Raw genomic sequence first — 20,289 nt, 5'->3', positions numbered from 1 at the left:
CAGCCAGACCTGAGTAAAAAAAAGACCGGCGGGAGCCATCCTGCCGGTCTTTTTTCGTACTCTTCGTGCTGTCCGCGCTCGCGCAGAAGCGTCACTCGATCTCCACTCCTTTCCATTCGGCGTGTCCCGTTGCCGGAAGCCAGACTTCAAGAATGTCCTTCATGGCGAGCTTGAGAGTCGCCGCGTTGCTGCAGGGGTGCGCGTCGACGAAAGGCACCTCGAGCAGGTCCTTGTCGACCAAAACCTCAACCTGTTTCTTCTCGTCAAAGAGGAGTCCGAGGCACGTCACGGCGCCCGGATAGGTCTGCAGGCATTCGGCAAGCTTCTCCGGGCTCCCGAAGGAGATGTGCCCGCAGCCCAATTGCTTCGCGAGCGCTTTGGAAGAGAAGCTCTTTTCCGACGGCATCATGAGGAGGTAGAAGCGTTTTTTCGTCGTGAGAAAGAGATTCTTCATGCAGAAGGAGCCGTACTCGCGCGCAAGCACCCGACCTTCCTCGACCGTCATAATGGGCGCATGATCGTGCCGCTCGTAGGGAATTCCGAGTTCACGGAGCTTCTCCTCAATCCTCTCTTCGGGCTTTTGCATCTCGTTGACTCTCCTCGTAGAAAAAATCCGGAAAAGCCCCGCACCAGACAAAGCCTCTCCGCAACCCGGGCAATTTTCGGCTTCCGCTCGCCGCAGACAGCACCAGACAGCAAAAATCCCTGGTGGACTGAATCCTTCCAGGGATTTTTAAGCGACAGCGTCTATTCGTCAATGGCCCGTGCCGCCAAGGAGCGCGGCAACCGGGCGGCGCTTTTCACGGCGCTCGAGGTAGAGGGGCTCATCCGCCTTCTTCGTGGTGCCGGGGTTGCGCTCGATGTAGGGCATGTCGAAAATCGGATCGCGGTGGCGCTGAGCAGGCGGCACGTAGGCGCGGGCGCGCTCGCGTGCAAGACGCTCGTCCTCGGGCGTATCGACGCGCTCGACGTACCCCTGATCGCGGCGGCGCGACATCGCATTTCTGCGGTTTCTCGGCATCGGAGAGATGGCGATCGGCTTGAAGGTCTGCTTCGTAAGCGCTTCGATAGCCTCAACGAGACGCTTGTCCTCGGGCGTGGCAAGCATCGTGGCGACGCCCTTGGAACCCGCGCGGCCCGTGCGGCCGATGCGGTGCACGTAGTCTTCGGCGCTGTAGGGAACGTCGTAGTTGATGACAAAGGGAAGTTCCTTGATGTCGAGGCCGCGGGCGGCAACGTCCGTTGCAACGAGGACGTGGATCGCGCCCGTGCGGAAGCCTTCGAGCGCCACCTGGCGCTCTTCCTGCGTCTTATCGCCGTGAATGGCGTCGGCATTGATTCCGACGCGCTCGAGCGTGCGGGCAAGGCGCCGGCAGGTGATCTTCGCGTTCACGAAGACGAGGACCTGCGTGAGGGGGCCTCCCTCCGGACCGCGCGTCTTCAGCATGTCGATGAGGACGTCCGTCTTTTCGCGGTCTGAAACCGTGAAGAGTTCCTGAGTAACGGTTTCCGCCGTTGAGTTCTCGCGCGCCACCTCAATCACGCGGGGATTGGGCTTGAGGAAGTTCTTCGCGAGCTTCTTGATTTCGGGCGAGAAGGTCGCCGAGAAGAGAAGGCTCTGTCGGTTGGCCGGAAGAAGCTTCAGGATGCGCGAGATGTCGGGGAGAAACCCCATATCAAGCATGCGGTCCGCTTCGTCGAGCACCACGATTTCAACCTGAGAGAGGTTGACGGCCTTCTGTTCGACATGATCAAGGAGGCGCCCCGGCGTGGCGGTGAGGATTTCAACGCCTCTTCTGAGCATCTCCGCCTGCGGACGGATGTCGACGCCGCCGTAAACAACGCCCGCACGGAGCGGCGTGTCCTTTGAATAGGCAACGAGGTTTTCCGACACCTGGTCGGCAAGCTCGCGGGTCGGCGTCAGCACGAGCGCGCGCACCGGATGGCGCGCAGGCGACATTGACGTATTGGCCTTCGGGAGAATTCTCTGAATCAGCGGGAGGCCGAAGCCTGCGGTCTTCCCGGTACCGGTCTGCGCCGCCCCCATCACGTCGCCGCCCATCAGGACGACAGGAATCGCCTGCTCCTGAATCGGCGTGGGCGAGCTGTAGCCCATGCTTTGAATGGCGGAAAGAATGCGGGGATCAAGACCGAACTGTTCGAAGGAAGACATCCGAAAATTCAAGAGGGGAGAAGAAGACGAAGGGAAAATCAACCGCAGGGCAGCTGATCCGGCCCTTGTTTGAACGGGCTGATGCGCGGCTCGTCCGGGAATTCGAGTGCGGCATCGTCCGGAAAGGAAGATCTGGTAGGCCCGCTGGGACTTGAACCCAGGATAGCCGGATTATGAGTCCGGTGCCTTAACCAACTTGGCTACAGGCCCGCCATGCATTCATGAAAGAGGAGGATTCTACCCGAGAATCAGGACGGGAGGAAACTCCGCAACCCCGTTCGAGGAGATAAAAACGCCCTGAGGCACGTTCTCATGCATCAGGGCGTTGCTTATGAGCGGCTCAGATCCCGGACATCAGTTCGAGAGGTAGTCGCGCAGACGTTCCGTGAAGTCCGGCGTGCGGAGCTTTCTGATCGCCGCCGACTCGATCTGGCGCACGCGCTCGCGCGTGAGGCCGAGCGTGCGGCCCACTTCCTCGAGCGTATGGTCCTGATTCGTGCCGATGCCGTAGCGAAGGCGCAGCACCTGGGCTTCGCGCGGGGTGAGCTCATTCAGGGACTTCTGAATGCACTCGACCATCGACTGATCCTGGAAGGCAATGCCCGGATCGTCGTGCTCGTCGCCCTTCACGAAGTCGAGCTTCGTCGCGTCCTCTTCGTCGCCGATCGGCGCATCGATCGATTCAACGCCGCGCATCGCCTGCGTGAGGAGAAGCACCTTCTGAAGCGGCAGGTCGGCAAGCTCCGCGAGCTCCTGCTCGGTCGGCTGACGGCCGTGCTGCTGCAGGAACTTCTGCTTCTGGCGGCGCAGCTTGTTGTAGGACTCGGTCATATGCACCGGGATGCGGATCGTATTGCCGAAATCCGCAACCGCGCGGGTAACGGACTGGCGCACCCACCAGGTGGCGTAGGTCGAGAACTTGTAGCCGCGGCGGTATTCGAACTTGTCGACCGCCTTCATGAGGCCGAGATTGCCTTCCTGAATCAGGTCGGTCATCGCGAGGCCGCGGTTCACGTAGCCCTTGGCAATCGAAATGACGAGGCGCAGATTCGCCTCAATCATCTTTGCCTTCGCCTGCATGAGGTTCGTCTGGGCGAGCTTCATGGCGCGGCCGAGCTCGCGCTGCTCGGAAAGCTTCAGAAGACCGTTCTTCTCAGCGCGGATCAGAACGTCCTGCTCTTCCTTCAGAATGGCGATCGAGTGCGCAACGCCCTTCGACCAGGGCTTGTCGAGCCCCGCAATGCGGTCGAAGCAGGCGGGATCCGTCACTTCGTCGCTCTTCAGGAGATCAACGGCATCCTTCTGCGGCATGCGGCACTGATTGACGAGCGTGAGGCGCATCTTCTTCAGAGTGTCGTTCACCTCGTCCATGTGCGAGCCGATGTGGTCCGTAATCTGCGTGACGAGCTTCACGGAGAAGCGGATGGGCGACAGCGCATCCGACATGTCCTTGAGGGCGCTCCTGTAGGCGCGCACGTGCGCCGGATCGCCGTAGTTCGCGCGCACGCGCTCGAGGGCGCCGCGGGCGGCGTCAAAGAGCGAGAGCACGCGCTCGCGCATTTCGGAGAGCTGGTCGACCGTCATGGCGGCGGCGCCGATGTCGGTAGCGATCTCGTCGCCGTTCGTGGAGTCGGCCGTCTCGCTCGCTTTCTGAGCGGCGTCGTTGAAGCCGTCCACCACCGTGTCGACCGCGGTATTTTCGTCGCGAAGCACTTCTCCCAGGCGCAGGATTTCCTCCACCGCGCTCGGGTACTGCACGATCGTCGAAACGAGACGGATCGTGAACTGTTCGATCGACTTCGCAACCTCGATTTCGCCCGCACGGGTAAGGAGCTTGTGGGAACCCACACCCCTCAGATACGCGCGCAGCGGATCCTTCGAGAGGCCGGCAGACTCTTCGGGCGTAAGCATCACGGCGGCATCGTCTTCGTCGATGTCGTCGCCCGTGTCGCCGCCCATGCCGTTGATGAGGATGTCGTCCTCATCGGGCGGGGTTTCAAAGACCTGAATGCCGAGGCGGCCGAGCTGCTCGGTCACTTCCTGGAGGTTTTCCGAAGTGCGCAGCGCGCTTTCGGGGAGATAGTCGTTGATGTCGGCGAGCGTCACCCAGCCGCGGGTGCGGCCGAGGCGCACGAGTTCGCCGTAGCCGTTCTTGGGCTGGGTGCCCGACTCGCGGACGCCGTCGCCGTCAGCGCCGGCCTCATCCTCGGGAACCTTTCCTTCCTGCCAGGCATCAACCTCAGCGGCATCCTCGTCCGAATCGTCAACGGAAATGTCGTCGGCTTCTGCGAGATCGTCCGGATCGATCGAATCGACGTCATCGGCAAATTCGTTTTCGTCCGAATCCTCTTCCTGAGCGGCGGCAGCCTTCTTCGAGGCCTTCGCCTTCTTGGGCTTCTCGGCCTTTTCCTTCTTGGCCTTCTTCGCCTTGGCGGGCTTTTCCGCGTCGTCAGACGCTTCAGCCTCACCCTTCTTCTTGCGCTTCGCAGGCTTTTCCTTCTCGGAGCCGGCAGCCTTGTCGGCATCCGCCTTCTTCGTTCTCCGAGCCTTGGCGGGCTTCAGAGCCTTCGCATCCTCAGCCTTCTCAGCCGGATCCGCAGCCTTGGCCGGCGTCTCGATCACGGCTTCATCCGCGTTGTCCGCAGTCGTCTTCTTTGTCGTCTTGCCCATAGTGCTCTTCCTCGGCGCAGCCGCTGCCCGCATGAAGCGAACAGAGCCCGCGCGTCGGGCGAAATCCTGTCAATAGCGTTCGCGGTTGCCGGATTGCCCGGGAGATTCATCGAAGACGAAAAAAAGCCCCCGGCCGCATGGCGCGCATGCAGCCGCAGAGCTTCATTCATTCAAACTGTCTCCTCGAACAGAAAGCCTCAGGCCTCCGGCTCGTCCCTCGCCGCGCTTCCGTTCTGATCAGCCTCTGCTGACCCCGAAAAGCATTCCGCAGAACCGGAACCACCCAAAGCGCACATTCAAGCGGATCAAAATTCCGCGCCAGCGATCCCCGCAGCAGCGCTTCGGCTGCCGGGCGGATTCGTTCTTCCTCCGTGCGTTCCGGCGGTGCCGGCATTCCCGGAAATCTCTTTTCGCAAAAGAGATCGGGCCGCGGCAAAAGGGTGGACAGGATAACCCGCACCCTTCAGTTTTTCAACTTTTTTTCCGGACTTTCTCAGTCCTTTCCCTCACCCTCGACGAAGCTCTTGAGCTTATCGGCGCGGCTCGGATGACGAAGCTTGCGAAGCGCCTTCGTTTCGATCTGGCGGATGCGCTCGCGCGTCACGTCGAACTGCTTGCCCACCTCCTCGAGCGTATGGTCGGACTGCATTTCAATGCCGAAGCGCATGCGCAGAACCTTCGCTTCGCGCGGCGAAAGGCTGTCGAGCACCTGCCGGACCGTTTCCGAAAGGCTCGAATTCTGCACCGCCTCAGCGGGCGCCACCGTCTGCGTATCCTCGAGGAAGTCGCCGAGATGCGAATCGTCGTCGTCGCCGATCGGCGTCTCCATCGAAATCGGCTCCTTCGCGATCTTCATGATCTTGAGGATCTTGTCCTCGGGCATTTCCATCAGTTCCGAAAGCCTGCGGCTGTCGGGCTCCACGCCGGTTTCCTGAAGTTCCTGGCGCGTGATGCGGTTCATGCGGTTGATGGTCTCGATCATGTGAACCGGAATGCGGATCGTGCGGGCCTGGTCGGCAATGCTGCGCGTGATCGCCTGACGGATCCACCAGGTCGCATAGGTCGAGAACTTGTAGCCGCGGCGGTATTCGAACTTGTCGACCGCCTTCATGAGGCCGACATTGCCTTCCTGAATGAGGTCGAGGAACTGCAGTCCCCTGTTCGTGTACTTCTTCGCGATGGAGATGACGAGACGGAGATTGGCTTCCGTCATCTCGCGCTTGGCGTTTCTCGCCTTCGCCTCGCCCGTCGCCATCTGCTTGTAGGTTTCAAGGAGCTCGTCGACCGTCATGTGCGAGGACCTTTCGAGCTCCGCCAGGTGCCGCTGCTCCTCCTCAACATTGGCGCGCACGTGAAGCACGGCCTGAGCCTTCGCCGGGAAGGCCGCCGCCACGTCGTCCACCCAGCCGATGCGGGTGGCGTTCGGAATGAAGTTGGCGAGGAACCAGTCGCGAGGGATGCCGATCTTGCGGACGTATTCGTCGTAGACGGCACGCTCGCTCGCGCGCACGTCGCCGATCGTTCGGCGAAGCGACTCGCAGAGCCTGTCGGCAGTCTTCGCCGTAAAGCGGATGCTCATGAGCTCCTGCTGGATCGAATCCTTGAGGGACTCGAGTTCAGGGGCCTTCGGACCCTTGTCGTCGAAGGCGCGCACGAGCGCATGGAAGTGCTCGCCCACCTTGTCGAAGATCTGAAGGCTCTTTTCCTTCAGTTCCTCAAGCTGCCCCACGGTCATGGCCGAAGCGCCCATGTCGGTCTCGTCCTCGTGGCTCCCGAGCACGTTCTTCTGATCGTCGGGCGAAACGATGCCGTCGACGATCTCGTCGATCGCCGCCGCCCCCGACCGGATGCGCTCGGCGCTCTCGAGAATCTCGCGCACGGTGACCGGACAGCGCGCAATGGCGAGCACCATGTGCTTGAGGCCGTCCTCAATGCGCTTGCTGATCTCAATTTCGCCCTGGCGCGAAAGAAGCTCCACCGAACCCATCTCGCGCATGTAGATGCGCACCGGATCGGTCGTGCGGCCGAATTCGCTCTCAACGGTCGAGAGCGCGGCTTCGGCCTCGGCTTCCGCATCCTCGTCGCTCACCGCTTCGCCCGCGCCCTGAATGAGGAGCTGCTCCTCATCGGGAGCAACCTCGTGCACGGCGATGTTGAGGTTCCCGAGAATGCTTACGATCGTTTCGATCGCATCTTCGTCGAGAAGCGTATTGGGAATGTTGTCGTTGATTTCGCTGTAGGTAACGTAGCCGCGTTCCTTGCCGAGCGTGATGAGCTTCAGAAGCCGCGAGCGGCGGTCCTCCTTCGACTCCTCCTGAGCGCCGTAGCCGTGCTGCATGGCTTCAAGGAGCGCCTTGTCGCGCGCCGCGCGCGACTTCTTCGTGCGGCGCACCTTCTTCGGGGCGCCTTCGCCCGGCGCACCGGTTTCGGGTTCAGGTTCGGCGCCGTCGCGGGACTCTGCGGCATCCTCGCCGTCATCGTCCTCGGGCTCGATGTCTTCAACGTCCTCAACGTCGGCAACGTCCTCGAGGTCCGGGATGTCCTCGTAGTCGCCGCTCCCGTCATCGTCGTCAATGACGTCGACGATGCCGCCGTCGTCGGCGAATTCGTCCGCATCTTCGGACTTCTTCGCCTTCTTCGACGTTTTCTTCTTCGCAGCCGCCTTCTTCGGCGCCTTTGCCGCCTTGGCAGTCTTTTTGGCCTTCGAAGCCCTGGCGGGCTTCTCTTCCGCCTCGCCTTCATCAGAATTCCCGGCTTCCGCTTCAGCGGCAGCCGCGGCTTCTTCCGAAGCCTTCTTTGCGCGCGGCTTGCGGGTTTTCTTTGCGGGCGCCGGAGCTTCCTCAGACGCTGAGGCGTCCTTTGCCTTCGCCGTTTTTTTGCGGGAGGCTGTCTTTTTTTCCGGAGCGGGTGCGTTTTCTGCCTTTTCTTCGAGAGGAGCCTGAGGCTCAGCCTCAACGGCCTCGACTTCAGCGGACGCCGCTTCTTCGACCGCCGTCTTCTTCTTGGCGGACTTTCTCAGCCGGGCAGGAGCGCGGGGCTTTTCCGCTTCAACAGACTCAATGGACAGCGTAAGGCCCGAGGTCTCGAGCTGCGCCGGCGCCTTGGTTTTCTTCTTGCCGTGCTTCTTCGAGCTCGTGTCGATCGCTGCATCCGCAGCGACATCCTTCTTTGCCTTTTTAGCCACCGCCATGTACCTCTCCTCAGGCCCTTCGCGGCATCAAAGCTTTGCTTGCCGCAGAAGTGAGACAGGCCGCCCGTCCGAAGCCTCCTTCAGAGAGGACGGTCTGTAGTGCGCAGCCGTCTCCGGGGAAAATCTGTGCTTCCCTCGAAGCCGGAGGATCCCGAAGCTGCCATTTACAAATGCAGTCCTGACGCGGAGAGCTCAGATCGCAGAAACTTTGAAAGAGAAATGTCATTTTTTCTCTCTCCTTTCCTGGCTGAGCACCCCAAAAAAATCAGGGGGATCGTTCTAAATTTTGCCACATGAACGGATTTTTAACCCGACAATTCGTGAAAACCACAAGGAAAATCAAGATCTGGCAAATGATTATTTGCAACAAGATGTAACCAATCTTGATTTCCGCATGCCGGATTGCGCTTCCGGTTTTCAGAAGCGGCCGGAACCGCGCATGTCGGGATCAGCACCGGGCATGTCGCCGGGAAGATTGTCCTGAGCCTCTTCGAGAAGGCCGGAGAACTCTTCGTCGGCCATATCAGCGCCGAAGCCCTCCGGCATTTCGGGCGGCATCGCGGCATCCGCATCAGCGGCGAAGGCGCCCGGATCCTCCGGATAATCCTGATCCGGGTCTTCGAGCCGCATGCCGGCACGCTTCTCGGCCTGCTCGCGCAAGGCCCTTGCAATGGCATCGCGGCGCGAGCGCGGCGAGTCGTCCGCAGCCCGGGCGGGAGCGGGAGCCGGTTCTGAAGGCTTCATCACCGGCACCCCGGGAGATGCGGCGGGAGGAGCGCCAAAAGGCGACGTCTGCGGCGCAGGCGGCGCGCCGAAGGGCGAAGCGACGGATGCTGCGGGCAGCTGAGCAGGCGCCGGAGGATTCCCGAAGGGCGACGGCGGCGCTCCGAAGGGAGAGGCTGCCGGAGGAGCGGCAGCGGCCGGCGCCTGCGCCGCAGCCTCGGCCGGAATTCGTTTCGCTTCCTTTCCGTCCGCGCGCATTTTCCCGAAGAGGAGCTCCTGGATGGCGCGCACCTTGGGGTTGTCGGAGAGAGCAGTCGCGCCTTCACCCAACTCGTTTTTTGCAAATTCGCGCGTGCGGGAGACATCCTCCTGCTCGCGGCGATAGACGCGCTCGTCCGCGACCGCCTTTTCAATGAGCTTCATCAGTTCCGTGCGGCGGCACTTGAGGCGCCTCAGCTCCTCAATCGCGGCGCCGGAACTCCCGAGCACGAGCTCGCGCGACTTGACGCGCTCGAGTTCCAGATCGAGGAAAGCGCGGCGCAGTTCGAGCCGTGCGCCTTCCTCCGGCGTATCGAGCGTAAGCTCGCCCGCAAGAAGGGACTCGTACCTCGCGGCATCCGGAGAATCCGAGAGCCGCATCAGGAGCGCGGCAGGCGACATCGGCTCCCCGTCATCCTCGCCCGCGGCAGCCCGCCAGACCTCAACGATCCGGTTGGCCGCGGGACTCGGACTCATGACGAATTCGTCTTCAATCTGAGCGCTGAATTCGCCGAGAAGCTGCGGATAGGCAAGAAAGCACTGCAGCATGCGGTCGCGCACGTCCTGGACGCCGATTCTCGGCTCAGGCGCCGGACGGCGCCTCCAGTCAAAGCGCGCGTCCCAGCCGCCGAAGCGCCCTGCATTCGGGCTGCCCGGACGCGGGAAAGCTGCAGAAGACGGGCGCTCCACCGTCTTTCTTTCGGTCGCCACGCCCCACTCTCTTTCGAGATCCTCGAGCTGCAGGCGCGCAAGCGCCGCAATCTCCTTCATGAGGGAGAGCTTCAGCACCGGAGCGCTCTTCATCGAAAGAATGAGGGGCTTCGCCTGCGCCACGAGCTTCGCGCGCTCCTCGGCGTAAATAAGCTCCTTTCCTTCGACGAGAATGCTCTTCAGAAATACGGTGAGGGGAAGCGACTTCTCCATCTCGCGCTCATAGGCTTCCGGCCCCTCGGCCTTGATGAGGCTGTCGGGATCGTGCTCCGGAGGCAGAAGCACGAAGTGCGCCGCCTGGTCGTCGCTGATGACGGGGAGCGCCGCGTCGAGCGCGCGCTTTGCCGCCTTTCTGCCGGCGCTGTCGCCGTCAAAGGAGAAGTAGACGGAGTCGGAGAGCTTGAAGAGCTTCTTCACGTGCTCGGGCGTGATCGAGGTGCCGAGAGCCGCCACGGCTTCGCGGAACCCCGCCTGCGAGAGCTGAATCACGTCCATGTAGCCTTCGCAGACGATGGCGCGGCCCTTTTCGATGATCGCCGCCCGTCCCTCATAAAGCCCGTAAAGTTCGCTTCCCTTGTGATAGATGGGAGTCTCGGGACTGTTGAGGTATTTAGGCTGCTCGTCCCCCTTCATCGTTCGGGCGCCGAACCCGATGACCGTTCCCTTGGGCGAACGGATCGGGAACATGATGCGGTCGCGGAAGGCGTCGTAGCGCCGGCCGTTCTTTTCGAGCACGAGTCCGGTGGTGAGGAGCTCCTGCGCTTTGTAGCGGTCGCCGGGGAAGACGGCTTCGAGTCCGTGCCAGCCGTCGGGCGAGTAGCCGAGGCCGAAGCGTTCCGCCGTTTCGCCCGAAATTTCGCGGGCCTTCAGGTAGTCGATCGCCTTTGTGGAATTCCTGAGGCAGGACGTGTAGTAGTCCGCCGCTTCCTTCATGAAGTCCGAAAGCGCGCGGGCTTTTTTCCTTGCTTCCTGTCTTCCGGGCGTTCGGTCCTCGGGCACTTCCATGCCGTAGATTTCCGCGAGGCGCCTCACGGCATCGGGAAAATCGAGGCGCTCAATGTCCATCAGGAAGCCGATGGCATTGCCTGCCTTGCCGCAGCCGAAGCATTTGAAGATCTGCTTCGAGGGGCTTACCGAAAAGGACGGCGTCTTTTCCTTGTGGAAGGGACAGCACGCCATGAAGTTGCGTCCGCCCTTCTTGAGGGTCACGTAGCGGCCCACCACGTCGACGATGTCGGCGCGGTCAAGGAGACTCGTAATGAAGCCCTCAGGGATCATGGAATGCGCAGGGAAGAAGAAAAATCAGATCCGGCAGAAATGCCGAATCGAATTCTGAGGGAAAAACGCTTCGCATGCAAAAAGAAAAACCCCGAAGATTGACTCCGGGGTCTTCCTTCTTTCCGCAGCGCCCTCAATCTTTCCGGAGAGCCCTGCGGCGATATGAAGCTTTCGGCCTCATCGGCATCCGGTGCTTTCAGCTTCCCGATGCCGGCGGCCTGAAGCAGAGCCGAACAGCGATTACTTCGCGGTGAGGCGGGCCTTCACCAGGGCGGAGACCTTGCCGAGATCGGCGCGGCCGGTAACCTTCGCCTTCACGGCGCCCATCACCTTGCCCATGCCGGCCATGCCCGTGACGCCTGCGGCAGCAACAGCTTCATCGATGATCGCGATGACTTCGTCATCCGTGAGCTGCTTGGGAAGATATCCCGAGAGCACATCGATTTCATTCTGTTCCTTGCCGGCCAGGTCCTCACGACCGCCAGCGCGATACTGTTCGACCGAGTCGCGGCGCTGCTTGACCATCTTGGTGATGATTTCCATCACCTGATCGTCCGTCGCATCGATCTTTTCATCGATTTCCCGCTGCTTGATCGCAGCGAGAAGGAGACGAATCGTGCTCAGACGGTCGGCATCATGCGAACGCATAGCGGCCTTCATATCTTCGCGGATTCTGTCTTTAATCATCACCATCCTTCGAGCGATATCAGATTATTTCTGAAAGCCGTTCCGGACCATCCGGAAGGCCAAAGAGAAGCAATTAGTAGAGCTTCTTCGGGAGCATCATGCTGCGCAGACGCTTGTAGTGGCGCTTGACGGCAGCCGCCTTCTTGCGCTTACGTTCAGCGGTGGGCTTTTCGTAGAATTCACGCGCACGGAGCTCGGTCAGAAGACCGGACTTCTCGATGGTGCGCTTGAAGCGACGCATGGCGACTTCGAAGGGTTCGTTCTCTTTAACGCGAATAGTAGGCATTCGACACCTGGTTGTGATGACCCGGAAATGTATGAAAAACTCGGGCACGCGTCTGGTTCCGGGGCAAGATGCGGCCGAGTACGAAGCGCGAATTTTCTCATAAAGCGCATGCATACTTCAACGCCGGAAGGCAATTTTTTTCTGCGTTTTTGAGCGCTGCGCCCGAAGCCTCTCTTTTTGCCGGTCCGAAGAGGCAGTCCCGCAGCTCTCCTTTAATTAGAATGACGCCCACTATGCTAGTTCTTGGTATTGAATCATCCTGCGACGAAACCGGCGCCGCCCTCATTTCCGATACGGAAGGGCTCCTCGCCGATGCGCTCCATACTCAGATCGACATGCACCGCGCCTACGGCGGCGTGGTGCCCGAGCTCGCGAGCCGCGATCACATCCGGCGCGTTGTTGCGCTCACCGATGAAGTTCTCGCCAAGGCGGGAAAGACCCGCCGCGACATCACGGCCATTGCCGTCACGGAAGGCCCGGGGCTTGCGGGCGCCCTCCTTGCCGGAAACGCCGTTGCGCACGCCATGGGCTTTGCGCTCGGGATCCCGGTAGTGGGCGTCCATCACCTCGAAGGACACCTCCTCGCCGTGCGGCTTGCGAAGCCCGCGCCGCAATTTCCCTTCCTCGCGCTCCTCGTTTCGGGCGGCCACACGCAGATCCTCCGGGTGGAATCCTTCGGTTCCTACGAGCTCTTAGGCGAAACGCTCGACGACGCCGCGGGCGAAGCCTTCGACAAGACGGCTCAGCTCCTCGGCCTTCCCTATCCGGGCGGCCCCGCCGTCTCTGCGCTCGCCGAGAAGGGTGAGCCCGGCGCGATCGAGCTCGCGCGCCCGATGATTCATGCGCCCAACCTCATGATGAGCTTCTCGGGCCTCAAGACCTCGGTTCTCACGGCGGTAACGAACGCCCCCGATCCGAAGGACGAAGCCTTCCGGGCCAATCTTGCCCGCGGGTTCGTCGACGCTTTGGTCGACGTCCTCGCCGCAAAGCTCGTGCGCGCCATCAAGATGACGCGCCTCAACCATGTCGTCGTTGCGGGGGGCGTCTCCGCCAACCGGCAGCTTCGCGAGCGGCTCACTCAGGAAGTCGAGCGCCGCCGCGGCAGAATCTACTTCCCGCCCATGCGCCTCTGCACGGACAACGGCGCCATGATTGCCGCCGCCGGCATCGCGCGCCTCGAATCCATGACGCAGGAAGAACGGGATGCGCTCGTTGAGAAGCTTTCCTTCGGCGTGCGTCCCCGCTGGCCGCTTGAAAGCCTCCCGAGGGCTCAGGTGCCTGAAGCGCTCACGGTTTGAGTGAGCGCTTCGCTTCTCCCCGACTCACGCGTCAAAACGCCCGGCGTTCCACACGGAATCCGGGCGTTTTTTCTTTTTCCATTTTTTCCTTGAAAACAAGCACGATCCAGAACTAAGCGCTTTTGCTCAATCTTGTTGAGAAACGGCACAAATGTTGTGCGCACATACCTCCAAACGATTACTAATCTCGTTTACCTTAGGGGTTTGGAGTACTCCAATGACTGAGCAAATGATTAGGATGCTTCCCGTGAAAGGGCAGTTTCTCCTTTCACATCTCTTTGGTAAACGAAGAGATAGATTCGAAAATCCAACATCCTTTACATAAAAAATGGAAACGCAGCAGCAAACTTCTTCAGCGTCTCTCTCCCGGGAGGAAGTAAAGACGCTCGGACTATCGTCCCTCGGGGGCATCCTCGAGTTTTACGACTTCATCATCGTCTTCTTCTTTGCGAAGATTATTTCCCAGCATTTCTTCCCGGCAGGAATCGGTGAATTCTGGGCGCTCCTCAACACCTACGGCACCTTTGCCGCCGGCTACCTTGCCCGTCCGCTCGGCGGCGTCGTCATGGCGCACTTCGGCGACAAGTTCGGCCGCAAGAACATGTTCATGCTTTCAATCGCCCTGATGGTCATTCCGACCTTCTCTCTGGCGGTGATTCCTACCTATGAAACGATTGGTTATGCTGCGCCGATCTTCCTCATACTCGTTCGAATCTGCCAGGGCATCGCGATTGGCGGCGAACTTCCCGGCGCCTGGGTCTTCATTCAGGAGCATGCCCCGCAGGGTCACAAGAACAAGTTCATCGGCATTCTGACGGCCTGCGTGACGGGCGGCATTCTGCTCGGCGCCATCGTCGCCCTCGTGATGAACACGATCTACACGCAGGCGGAGCTCTCCGACTGGGCGTGGCGCGTTCCCTTCGTGCTCGGCGGCATCTTCGGCCTGATCTCGATCTACCTCCGCCGCTTCCTTCAGGAAACCCCGGTCTTCAAGAAGATGCGCGAGAGCAAGGCGCTTGCCAAGTTCCCGCTTGCTGAAGTGCTCCGCACCTCCCGTTTCGGCGTCTACCTCTCCTTCGTGATCACCTGGGTCCTCACGGGCTGCATCGTCATCTTCATTCTGATGATGCCTGGCTTCACGGGCGGACTTCTCAAGTTCACGCCGGTTGAAACGACCTACCTGCAGATGGCCGGCATTGTCTCGATCGTCGCCTCGTGCGTGCTCTCGGGCATTCTTGCCGACCACCTGAGCCCGGCTCGCCTCTGCACCTGGTACGCGATCGGCTTCGCCGCCTCCGCGCTCCTCTTCTGCCACAACCTCTATACGGCTGAACCCAACACCGCGTTCGTCGCCTTCTGGTACGTTGCGACCTGCTTTTTTGCCGGTCTCTACAACTTCTGCCCGATCTTCATGTCGGACGTCTTCCCGGCCCGCATCCGCTTCTCCGGCATCTCGTTCGCCTACAACATCAGCTATGCGCTTTCCGGCGCCGTGACTCCGCAGCTCTGCTTTGCGCTTCACACCTACGGCAAGCTTCATCCTGATTCGATCGGCAGCCTCGGCCTCGGCTTCTACGTCGTCGTCCTCGGCCTCATGGCAATCGGCTGCGCCGTTGCAATGAAGCGCGTCTACGGGAACGGCAATACGAATACGAACACTGCGCTTTCGGGTGCAATGTAATGGTTCGCTGAAGCTCTGAAGCTTCCAAAAGAAAAGCCGCGTTTCCGTCCGGTTCGGATGGGAATGCGGCTTTTTTCATGTCCGGATGCTCTTATCAGCGTCTCTTATTCCAGATCGCCTCTGCTTTTTTAGCAAGCATCAGCATTGTCTCGGCATCTGCCAGAGCCTTCTCTTTCCGGGAGAGTACCCGGTCCTTCCGGGCGATTTCCTTCCTGAGTTCGGCCATTGACGACATCTGCGCATCATGCGCTTTCTTGTCCACGACATCCGGATGAGTTCTGAACCATTCGGCCCAGGCATCCACGTCGGCGGCGTCATAGCCATGCTTGCGGCAGAACGCTGCAAAGTCCGTTTCACTCAAAAATTCTTTGGCGCTCACTGCGGTATGGGCCTGAAGGTAGGTCACGCCTTCAGGAAGCTTCAAGGTAGCCATGGATTTCCATATTTCCTTTGCCGGGCAGCGTCCGGCGATGTCCTTCCCTCGCGACCTCAAGCCGGCCTGAAGGCATTGACGCGATGCTCGCGTCTCTTTACTGCTTCGAATATTGCATGTTTAGCCGCTTCCCGGAAGGCGGAGTAATCAGCGTCGCGTATTCAGGACGTTTTGCTTTTTGAGAGATCCGGATACAGCAAAGCCCGATGCCGAATAAACTGCACCGGGCTTTCTGCGGCCGTCCTCTCGCATGCCTTTCAGCATGCGCGGACCGGAACAGAACTCAAGCGGGAATTACTTGAGCTTCGTTTCCTTGTAGATCACGTGCTTGCGGGCAACCGGATCGTACTTGGAGATTTCCATCTTGCCAGACTGAGTCTTGCGGTTCTTGGTCGTGGTATAGAAATGACCCGTGCCAGCCGTGGACTCGAGCTTGATCTTATCGCGAGCGCTTTTCGCCATGGTGAAACTCCTTAATTAGATTTCGCCGCGGGCGCGAAGATCCGCGAGAACAGCATCAATGCCAACCTTATCGACCGTACGCAGGCCCGCATTCGTCAGACGAAGACGAACCCAGCGGTTTTCGCTCTCAACCCAGAAACGGCGATACTGCAGATTCGGCATGAAGCGACGCTTGGTCTTGTTATTCGCGTGCGAGACCTGATGGCCGACCATCGGCGCCTTACCGGTGACTTGACACACTCGTGCCATCTTTAACTCCAAAGAAAATACGTCTCGCAGGCGCTGAGCATCTTTTGAAGGAATGCTGTGCCAAACGAGCGCAATAAAAAGTTAAAACTAGTCACTCTCCGGATGCGTCGCCACCTGCATCGGCGCCGTTGAATCGGCGCGTCGCGGCTTGGCCCCCCACAGTGTCAGTACAGGGTTCCCGGCGGCGCGGAGAATATGACAGGGAGCGAATTGTACTCGAGTCCGCGCGTGATGTGTGCGAAAAAGCCCGTTTTTCTTTAATCTGTTGCCTCAGACTCCATTTCAGAGGCTTTCTCATGCAGGTTCTTCTTGCTCAGCCGCGCGGTTTCTGCGCCGGCGTCACGCGTGCCATCGCCATTGTAGAAAGAGCGCTCGCCATTTACGGCGCTCCAATATATGTTCGTCACGAAATCGTGCACAACCGCACGGTTGTCGAAAGCCTCCGCGCCCGGGGCGCCGTCTTCGTCGACAACCTTTCCGACGTACCGGAGGGCGCAACAGTCGTCTTTTCCGCTCACGGCGTTCCGAAGGCCGTTGCCCGGGAAGCCGAGGAACGCGGGCTGCGCGTCTTTGACGCAACGTGCCCCCTCGTCACCAAGGTGCATAAGGAAGTCGGGCGCATGCGCCGCGAAGGCCGCACCATTCTCATGATCGGCCATGCCGGCCATCCGGAGGTCGAAGGCACCATGGGCCAGGTCGAGGACGGCATCCGCCTCATTGAAAAACCCGCCGACGTGGCGAAGCTCCCCTATACGGACGCCGACACGCTCGCCTACGTGACGCAGACCACCATCAGCGCCGACGACAGCCGCGACGTGATTGAGGCGCTTAAGGCGCGCTACCCGCACATTCATGAACCCAAGCGTCAGGACATCTGCTACGCAACGCAGAACCGCCAGGTCGCCGTGAAGAAGCTCGCGGAGGCCGGTGTAGACGCAGTTCTCGTGATCGGTTCCGCCACGAGTTCAAATTCCAACCGCCTGCGCGAAGTCGCGGAGCGTGCCGGCGTGCGCGCCTGGCTCGTCGACTCTGCTGAACACGTCGACCCCGCGTGGCTGAAGGGCGTCAAATGCGTCGGCCTCACTGCGGGCGCCTCCGCTCCCGAAAGCCTCGTTCAGGGCGTGGTCGACTGGCTGAGGGAACATGCGGGCGCCACGGAAGTCCGCACGCTCGAGGGCGAAGAGGAAAGCGTCGCCTTTCCGCTGCCGAAGGGTCTCTGGGAAAGCGATCTTGAAGCCGCTCAGGCCGAGAAGGCAGGTAAATAACCTCGCCGCCTCTGACGCATCACCGTAGTCCCTCGTCTGACCGGCTCCGAAGAGGCTAGTATTAACCCGCAAATCATTAAACCAAGGGCCGGCCTGAAGCCGGCCGTCCAAAGCTTTTGAGTTGAGGTGAATGCCGATGTCAAAGTCTCAGCACCAGAGCCTTACGCCCGCGACGCAGTGGCTCAAGGAACACAAGATTCCCTTTGAAGAAAAGTCGTACGAATACGTCGAGCACGGCGGCACGGCGCTCGCCGCCTCCGCCTGCGGGCTCGACCATCACCACGTCATCAAGACGCTCGTGATGGAGGACGAGAACAAGAAGCCCCTCATCATTCTCATGCACGGCGACTGCGAGGTCTCTACCAAGAACCTCGCCCGCCAGATCGGCGTGAAGCACGTTGCTCCCTGCAAGCCCGAACAGGCGCAGAGGAATTCGGGCTACTTTGTGGGCGGCACCTCTCCCTTCGGCACGAAGAAGAAGATGCCCGTCTATGTTGAGGATACGATCCTCGAGCTCGATCACATCTTCATCAACGGCGGCCGCCGCGGCTATCAGGTCGGCATCGACCCGAAGGTTCTGACCGACGTGCTCGGTGCCAAGCCGGTGCACTGTGCAAATCCCGAATAAGGAGCGGCCGGCAGTTCCTGCCGGCTCCGGCCATCCAAAGAGGCGTCCGAATCGTTTCGGCGCCTCTTTCCTTATGGGCTGCGGCTTTCGCACAATAGAATAAAAGCTCATACCGACAGACTTATATTGAAGAACCCCGCCGCATGACCTTCCTTCTGCTTCAGATAGCCAGCGCCGTTGCACTCCTTGTCTGGGGCACCTATGTCGTGAAGACCGGAATCCTCCGGACATTCGGAGAGACGCTCCGGGTCGGACTGGCCAAATCGCTCAAAAACCGCTTTTTCGGATTCCTTGCCGGCTTTTCACTCGCCGCACTTCTGCAGAGTTCGACGGCGTCCGCACTGCTTCTCGCCGGTCTTCAGGCAGGCGGCCTCATCACCACGGCCATTGCGCTCTCTGCCGTCCTCGGAGCGGATGTGGGAAGCGCCTTCATGGTGCGCATTCTCACGCTCGACCTTTCAGCGGCCGCACCCGTCCTCATCATCATCGGCACGATCCTCTTTCTGCGGCACACGGACGAGCGCTCCGGTCAGTTCGGCCGCATTCTGCTCGGTCTTGCCTTCATCCTGATCGCGCTTCGGATGATCATGGAGAGCACGCTGCCTCTGCGCGAGAGCGAAGCGCTCGTCAGTGCCGCCGCCTGGATGGATGCCTGGCCTGCCGCAAGCGTGCTCCTCGGCATCGTCCTCGCGCTTCTCTTCTTTTCGAGCCTCGCAGTCGTCGCCACCGCAGCGGCATTTCACGCTTCAGGCATTCTCTCGGGCGAAGCCGGCCTCTGGCTCGTTCTCGGCGCCAATCTCGGAAGCGCCCTGCTTGCCATTCTGACGACGACGGGGAGCTCGCGCACGGCAAGGAAGGCGCCCCTCGGAAACGGCCTCTTTCGTACGGCGGGCTTTATTGCCGGCGCGCTCGCGCTCGGCTTCTCAACGCCTCTGAAAGCGTTCTTCGGATCTCTCCCCGACGGGATCATTCTCTTTCATCTTGCCTACAACACCGTAATCTGCGCGCTCGGCCTCATCTTTGTCGGCCCGGCTTCGAGATTCATTGATGCGCGCCTTCCGTCCAAACCCTTCCCTACGGAAGGCGAGGTCGAGCTTCTGGCGGAAGAAAATCTCCTTTCCGCGAAAACATCCCTGAGGCTTGCCCGCGGGGAGATCCTCAAAACGGCGGAGATTCTCGAGCGATACTGGGCGGATCTGCGCCGGATGCTCGCCATCAATCCCCCGGCCGGCGAACTTCTCATGATGGAAAGCCGCAGAAAGCTGCTGCGAAGGCGATGCCGGGCAGTCTCCTCGTACCTCGCCGCAGTGGTCCGGATCGGGCTCACCAAGGAGGAGTCTCTCGAGTGGGACAGGCTCTCGAACTTAAGTGATTCGCTCGGCTTTGCACTCAGCGTAAGCACCCAGATCTTCAAATCCGTGCGAAAGAACAAATGGCGCGACAGCCGGTTCTTTTCGCCCCCGGGCCTGAAGGAGCTCCTTGAAACTCACGACGACGTCGCAAAAATGCTTCACGGCGTATGCGAACTCATCGAAACAAATGAGAACAAGGCGCTCCTCCGGAAGATTTCAGGCGACGAGGAAAGTCTGATGAGCCGGGACTTTGAACTTGTCGTCCGGCACATGAGCCGCGTTTCGTCGGGCGTTTCCGAATCGATTGAAACGAGCGCGCTTCATGTGGAGCTCCTTGCGCTCTACCGGCGTACGGCATCCATTCTTCTCAACGCCGCACGATCCGCCTGATTTCATCAATCAATTGATTTTTCAGTAAAAGGCTAATCCGCTATGGCAAAGGAAATCGAAAGAAAATTTCTTGTGACCGGCGACGCCTGGCGAAAGCTCGCCCCAGGCGTTTCCTATCGACAGGGATACCTCAACAGCAGCAAGGAACGGAGCGTGCGCATCCGGACAATGGGGGACAAAGCCGTCCTCACCGTGAAGGGGCCGACGAGGGTCGTCACCCGGCTTGAGTTCGAATACGCCATTCCCTATGACGACTGCGTCGCCATGCTGGAGAACCTTGCGGAAAAGCCGATCATCGAAAAGATCCGCTACAAAATCCCGATGGGCGCGTTCACCTGGGAGGTGGATGAATTCCTCGGCGTCAACGAAGGACTCATCGTCGCGGAAATCGAGCTGCCCGACGAGCAGACGCCGTTTGAAAAGCCCGAATGGGTGGGAAAGGAAGTCTCGGACGATCCCCGCTACTTCAATTCCAACCTGGTGCGGCACCCGTTCAGCACCTGGAAGGACTAACTCTTGATCGGAACGAGAAAGACGGTCTTCACCCGTCCTTCT

At 60.3% G+C, this 20,289-nt stretch carries 16 protein-coding genes and 1 tRNA gene; 6 read left to right on the top strand and 11 right to left on the bottom strand.

Annotation, left to right across the window (positions count from 1 at the left end; genetic code table 11):
* Positions 1-91: 91 nt before the first annotated feature.
* The 8 genes from Q0106_RS07460 to rpsU all read right to left on the bottom strand — a co-directional run bounded on the left by Q0106_RS07460 (position 92) and on the right by rpsU (position 11,976).
* Positions 92-586 carry a prolyl-tRNA synthetase associated domain-containing protein gene (locus Q0106_RS07460; protein WP_297611020.1) on the bottom strand — a complete coding sequence of 165 codons (495 nt, stop codon included), beginning with the start codon at positions 584-586 and terminating at the stop codon, positions 92-94.
* A gap of 168 nt (positions 587-754) precedes the next feature.
* On the bottom strand, positions 755-2,173 hold the full coding sequence (locus tag Q0106_RS07455; RefSeq protein ID WP_297611018.1) for a DEAD/DEAH box helicase: 1,419 nt from the start codon (positions 2,171-2,173) through the stop codon (positions 755-757).
* Between the two features lie 133 nt (positions 2,174-2,306).
* Positions 2,307-2,383: transfer RNA gene (locus tag Q0106_RS07450), tRNA-Ile, on the bottom strand.
* 144 nt (positions 2,384-2,527) lie between these two features.
* Positions 2,528-4,843, bottom strand: coding sequence for a sigma-70 family RNA polymerase sigma factor (locus Q0106_RS07445; protein ID WP_297611015.1), 2,316 nt, complete (start codon positions 4,841-4,843; stop codon positions 2,528-2,530).
* Positions 4,844-5,336: 493 nt separating this feature from the next.
* On the bottom strand, positions 5,337-8,033 hold the full coding sequence (rpoD, locus tag Q0106_RS07440; protein WP_297611012.1) for an RNA polymerase sigma factor RpoD: 2,697 nt from the start codon (positions 8,031-8,033) through the stop codon (positions 5,337-5,339).
* A gap of 417 nt (positions 8,034-8,450) precedes the next feature.
* Entirely contained in the window at positions 8,451-11,003 is a 2,553-nt protein-coding gene (gene dnaG / locus Q0106_RS07435) for a DNA primase (protein WP_297611009.1), read from the bottom strand.
* A 240-nt stretch (positions 11,004-11,243) separates the two neighbouring features.
* Positions 11,244-11,696 carry a GatB/YqeY domain-containing protein gene (locus tag Q0106_RS07430; protein ID WP_297611005.1) on the bottom strand — a complete coding sequence of 151 codons (453 nt, stop codon included), beginning with the start codon at positions 11,694-11,696 and terminating at the stop codon, positions 11,244-11,246.
* 67 nt (positions 11,697-11,763) lie between these two features.
* Positions 11,764-11,976, bottom strand: a complete 213-nt coding sequence (gene rpsU / locus Q0106_RS07425; protein WP_139688702.1) for a 30S ribosomal protein S21 — start codon at positions 11,974-11,976, stop codon at positions 11,764-11,766.
* 233 nt (positions 11,977-12,209) lie between these two features.
* Here rpsU and tsaD point away from each other — a divergent pair, with 233 nt between their 5' ends.
* Together tsaD and Q0106_RS07415 are read left to right on the top strand one after the other, a co-directional pair.
* Positions 12,210-13,274 (top strand): tRNA (adenosine(37)-N6)-threonylcarbamoyltransferase complex transferase subunit TsaD, encoded by a 1,065-nt coding sequence (gene tsaD, locus Q0106_RS07420; RefSeq protein ID WP_297611001.1) that lies wholly within the window; start codon positions 12,210-12,212, stop codon positions 13,272-13,274.
* Between the two features lie 328 nt (positions 13,275-13,602).
* Positions 13,603-14,955, top strand: a complete 1,353-nt coding sequence (locus Q0106_RS07415; RefSeq protein ID WP_297610997.1) for an MFS transporter — start codon at positions 13,603-13,605, stop codon at positions 14,953-14,955.
* Between the two features lie 94 nt (positions 14,956-15,049).
* On the opposite strand, the gene Q0106_RS07410 is transcribed toward Q0106_RS07415, so the two are convergent.
* The 3 genes from Q0106_RS07410 to rpmB form a co-directional block, all read right to left on the bottom strand.
* Entirely contained in the window at positions 15,050-15,388 is a 339-nt protein-coding gene (locus tag Q0106_RS07410; protein ID WP_297610994.1) for a hypothetical protein, read from the bottom strand.
* A gap of 294 nt (positions 15,389-15,682) precedes the next feature.
* The gene (rpmG, locus tag Q0106_RS07405; RefSeq protein ID WP_139688699.1) at positions 15,683-15,850 is read right to left on the bottom strand and encodes a 50S ribosomal protein L33; all 168 of its coding nucleotides are present in this window, start codon (positions 15,848-15,850) and stop codon (positions 15,683-15,685) included.
* Positions 15,851-15,865: 15 nt separating this feature from the next.
* Positions 15,866-16,099 carry a 50S ribosomal protein L28 gene (gene rpmB, locus Q0106_RS07400; protein ID WP_139688698.1) on the bottom strand — a complete coding sequence of 78 codons (234 nt, stop codon included), beginning with the start codon at positions 16,097-16,099 and terminating at the stop codon, positions 15,866-15,868.
* A gap of 296 nt (positions 16,100-16,395) precedes the next feature.
* Here rpmB and ispH point away from each other — a divergent pair, with 296 nt between their 5' ends.
* The 4 genes from ispH to Q0106_RS07380 all read left to right on the top strand — a co-directional run bounded on the left by ispH (position 16,396) and on the right by Q0106_RS07380 (position 20,247).
* On the top strand, positions 16,396-17,364 hold the full coding sequence (gene ispH, locus Q0106_RS07395; RefSeq protein ID WP_297610989.1) for a 4-hydroxy-3-methylbut-2-enyl diphosphate reductase: 969 nt from the start codon (positions 16,396-16,398) through the stop codon (positions 17,362-17,364).
* 136 nt (positions 17,365-17,500) lie between these two features.
* Positions 17,501-17,992: a Cys-tRNA(Pro) deacylase gene (gene ybaK / locus Q0106_RS07390; protein ID WP_139688696.1), complete on the top strand. Its 492-nt coding sequence runs from the start codon at positions 17,501-17,503 to the stop codon at positions 17,990-17,992.
* A 143-nt stretch (positions 17,993-18,135) separates the two neighbouring features.
* Complete coding sequence (locus Q0106_RS07385; RefSeq protein WP_297610986.1) at positions 18,136-19,734, top strand: Na/Pi symporter; 1,599 nt, start codon at positions 18,136-18,138, stop codon at positions 19,732-19,734.
* Between the two features lie 42 nt (positions 19,735-19,776).
* Positions 19,777-20,247 (top strand): CYTH domain-containing protein, encoded by a 471-nt coding sequence (locus Q0106_RS07380; RefSeq protein ID WP_297610983.1) that lies wholly within the window; start codon positions 19,777-19,779, stop codon positions 20,245-20,247.
* The last annotated feature ends 42 nt before the right edge of the window (positions 20,248-20,289 follow it).

Origin of the sequence: uncultured Sutterella sp. (assembly GCF_937923675.1) — a bacterium.
Lineage (GTDB): Bacteria > Pseudomonadota > Gammaproteobacteria > Burkholderiales > Burkholderiaceae_F > Sutterella.
This window is presented reverse-complemented; position numbering and strand designations above follow the sequence as displayed.

Bases quoted from the DNA above. Each gene is read 5' to 3' on its own strand.
- Q0106_RS07460 (WP_297611020.1), bottom strand. From the start codon at position 586: ATGCAAAAGCCCGAAGAGAGGATTGAGGAGAAGCTCCGTGAACTCGGA.
- Q0106_RS07455 (WP_297611018.1), bottom strand. From the start codon at position 2,173: ATGTCTTCCTTCGAACAGTTCGGTCTTGATCCCCGCATTCTTTCCGCC.
- Q0106_RS07445 (WP_297611015.1), bottom strand. From the start codon at position 4,843: ATGGGCAAGACGACAAAGAAGACGACTGCGGACAACGCGGATGAAGCC.
- rpoD (WP_297611012.1), bottom strand. From the start codon at position 8,033: ATGGCGGTGGCTAAAAAGGCAAAGAAGGATGTCGCTGCGGATGCAGCG.
- dnaG (WP_297611009.1), bottom strand. From the start codon at position 11,003: ATGATCCCTGAGGGCTTCATTACGAGTCTCCTTGACCGCGCCGACATC.
- Q0106_RS07430 (WP_297611005.1), bottom strand. From the start codon at position 11,696: ATGGTGATGATTAAAGACAGAATCCGCGAAGATATGAAGGCCGCTATG.
- rpsU (WP_139688702.1), bottom strand. From the start codon at position 11,976: ATGCCTACTATTCGCGTTAAAGAGAACGAACCCTTCGAAGTCGCCATG.
- tsaD (WP_297611001.1), top strand. From the start codon at position 12,210: ATGCTAGTTCTTGGTATTGAATCATCCTGCGACGAAACCGGCGCCGCC.
- Q0106_RS07415 (WP_297610997.1), top strand. From the start codon at position 13,603: ATGGAAACGCAGCAGCAAACTTCTTCAGCGTCTCTCTCCCGGGAGGAA.
- Q0106_RS07410 (WP_297610994.1), bottom strand. From the start codon at position 15,388: ATGGCTACCTTGAAGCTTCCTGAAGGCGTGACCTACCTTCAGGCCCAT.
- rpmG (WP_139688699.1), bottom strand. From the start codon at position 15,850: ATGGCGAAAAGCGCTCGCGATAAGATCAAGCTCGAGTCCACGGCTGGC.
- rpmB (WP_139688698.1), bottom strand. From the start codon at position 16,099: ATGGCACGAGTGTGTCAAGTCACCGGTAAGGCGCCGATGGTCGGCCAT.
- ispH (WP_297610989.1), top strand. From the start codon at position 16,396: ATGCAGGTTCTTCTTGCTCAGCCGCGCGGTTTCTGCGCCGGCGTCACG.
- ybaK (WP_139688696.1), top strand. From the start codon at position 17,501: ATGTCAAAGTCTCAGCACCAGAGCCTTACGCCCGCGACGCAGTGGCTC.
- Q0106_RS07385 (WP_297610986.1), top strand. From the start codon at position 18,136: ATGACCTTCCTTCTGCTTCAGATAGCCAGCGCCGTTGCACTCCTTGTC.
- Q0106_RS07380 (WP_297610983.1), top strand. From the start codon at position 19,777: ATGGCAAAGGAAATCGAAAGAAAATTTCTTGTGACCGGCGACGCCTGG.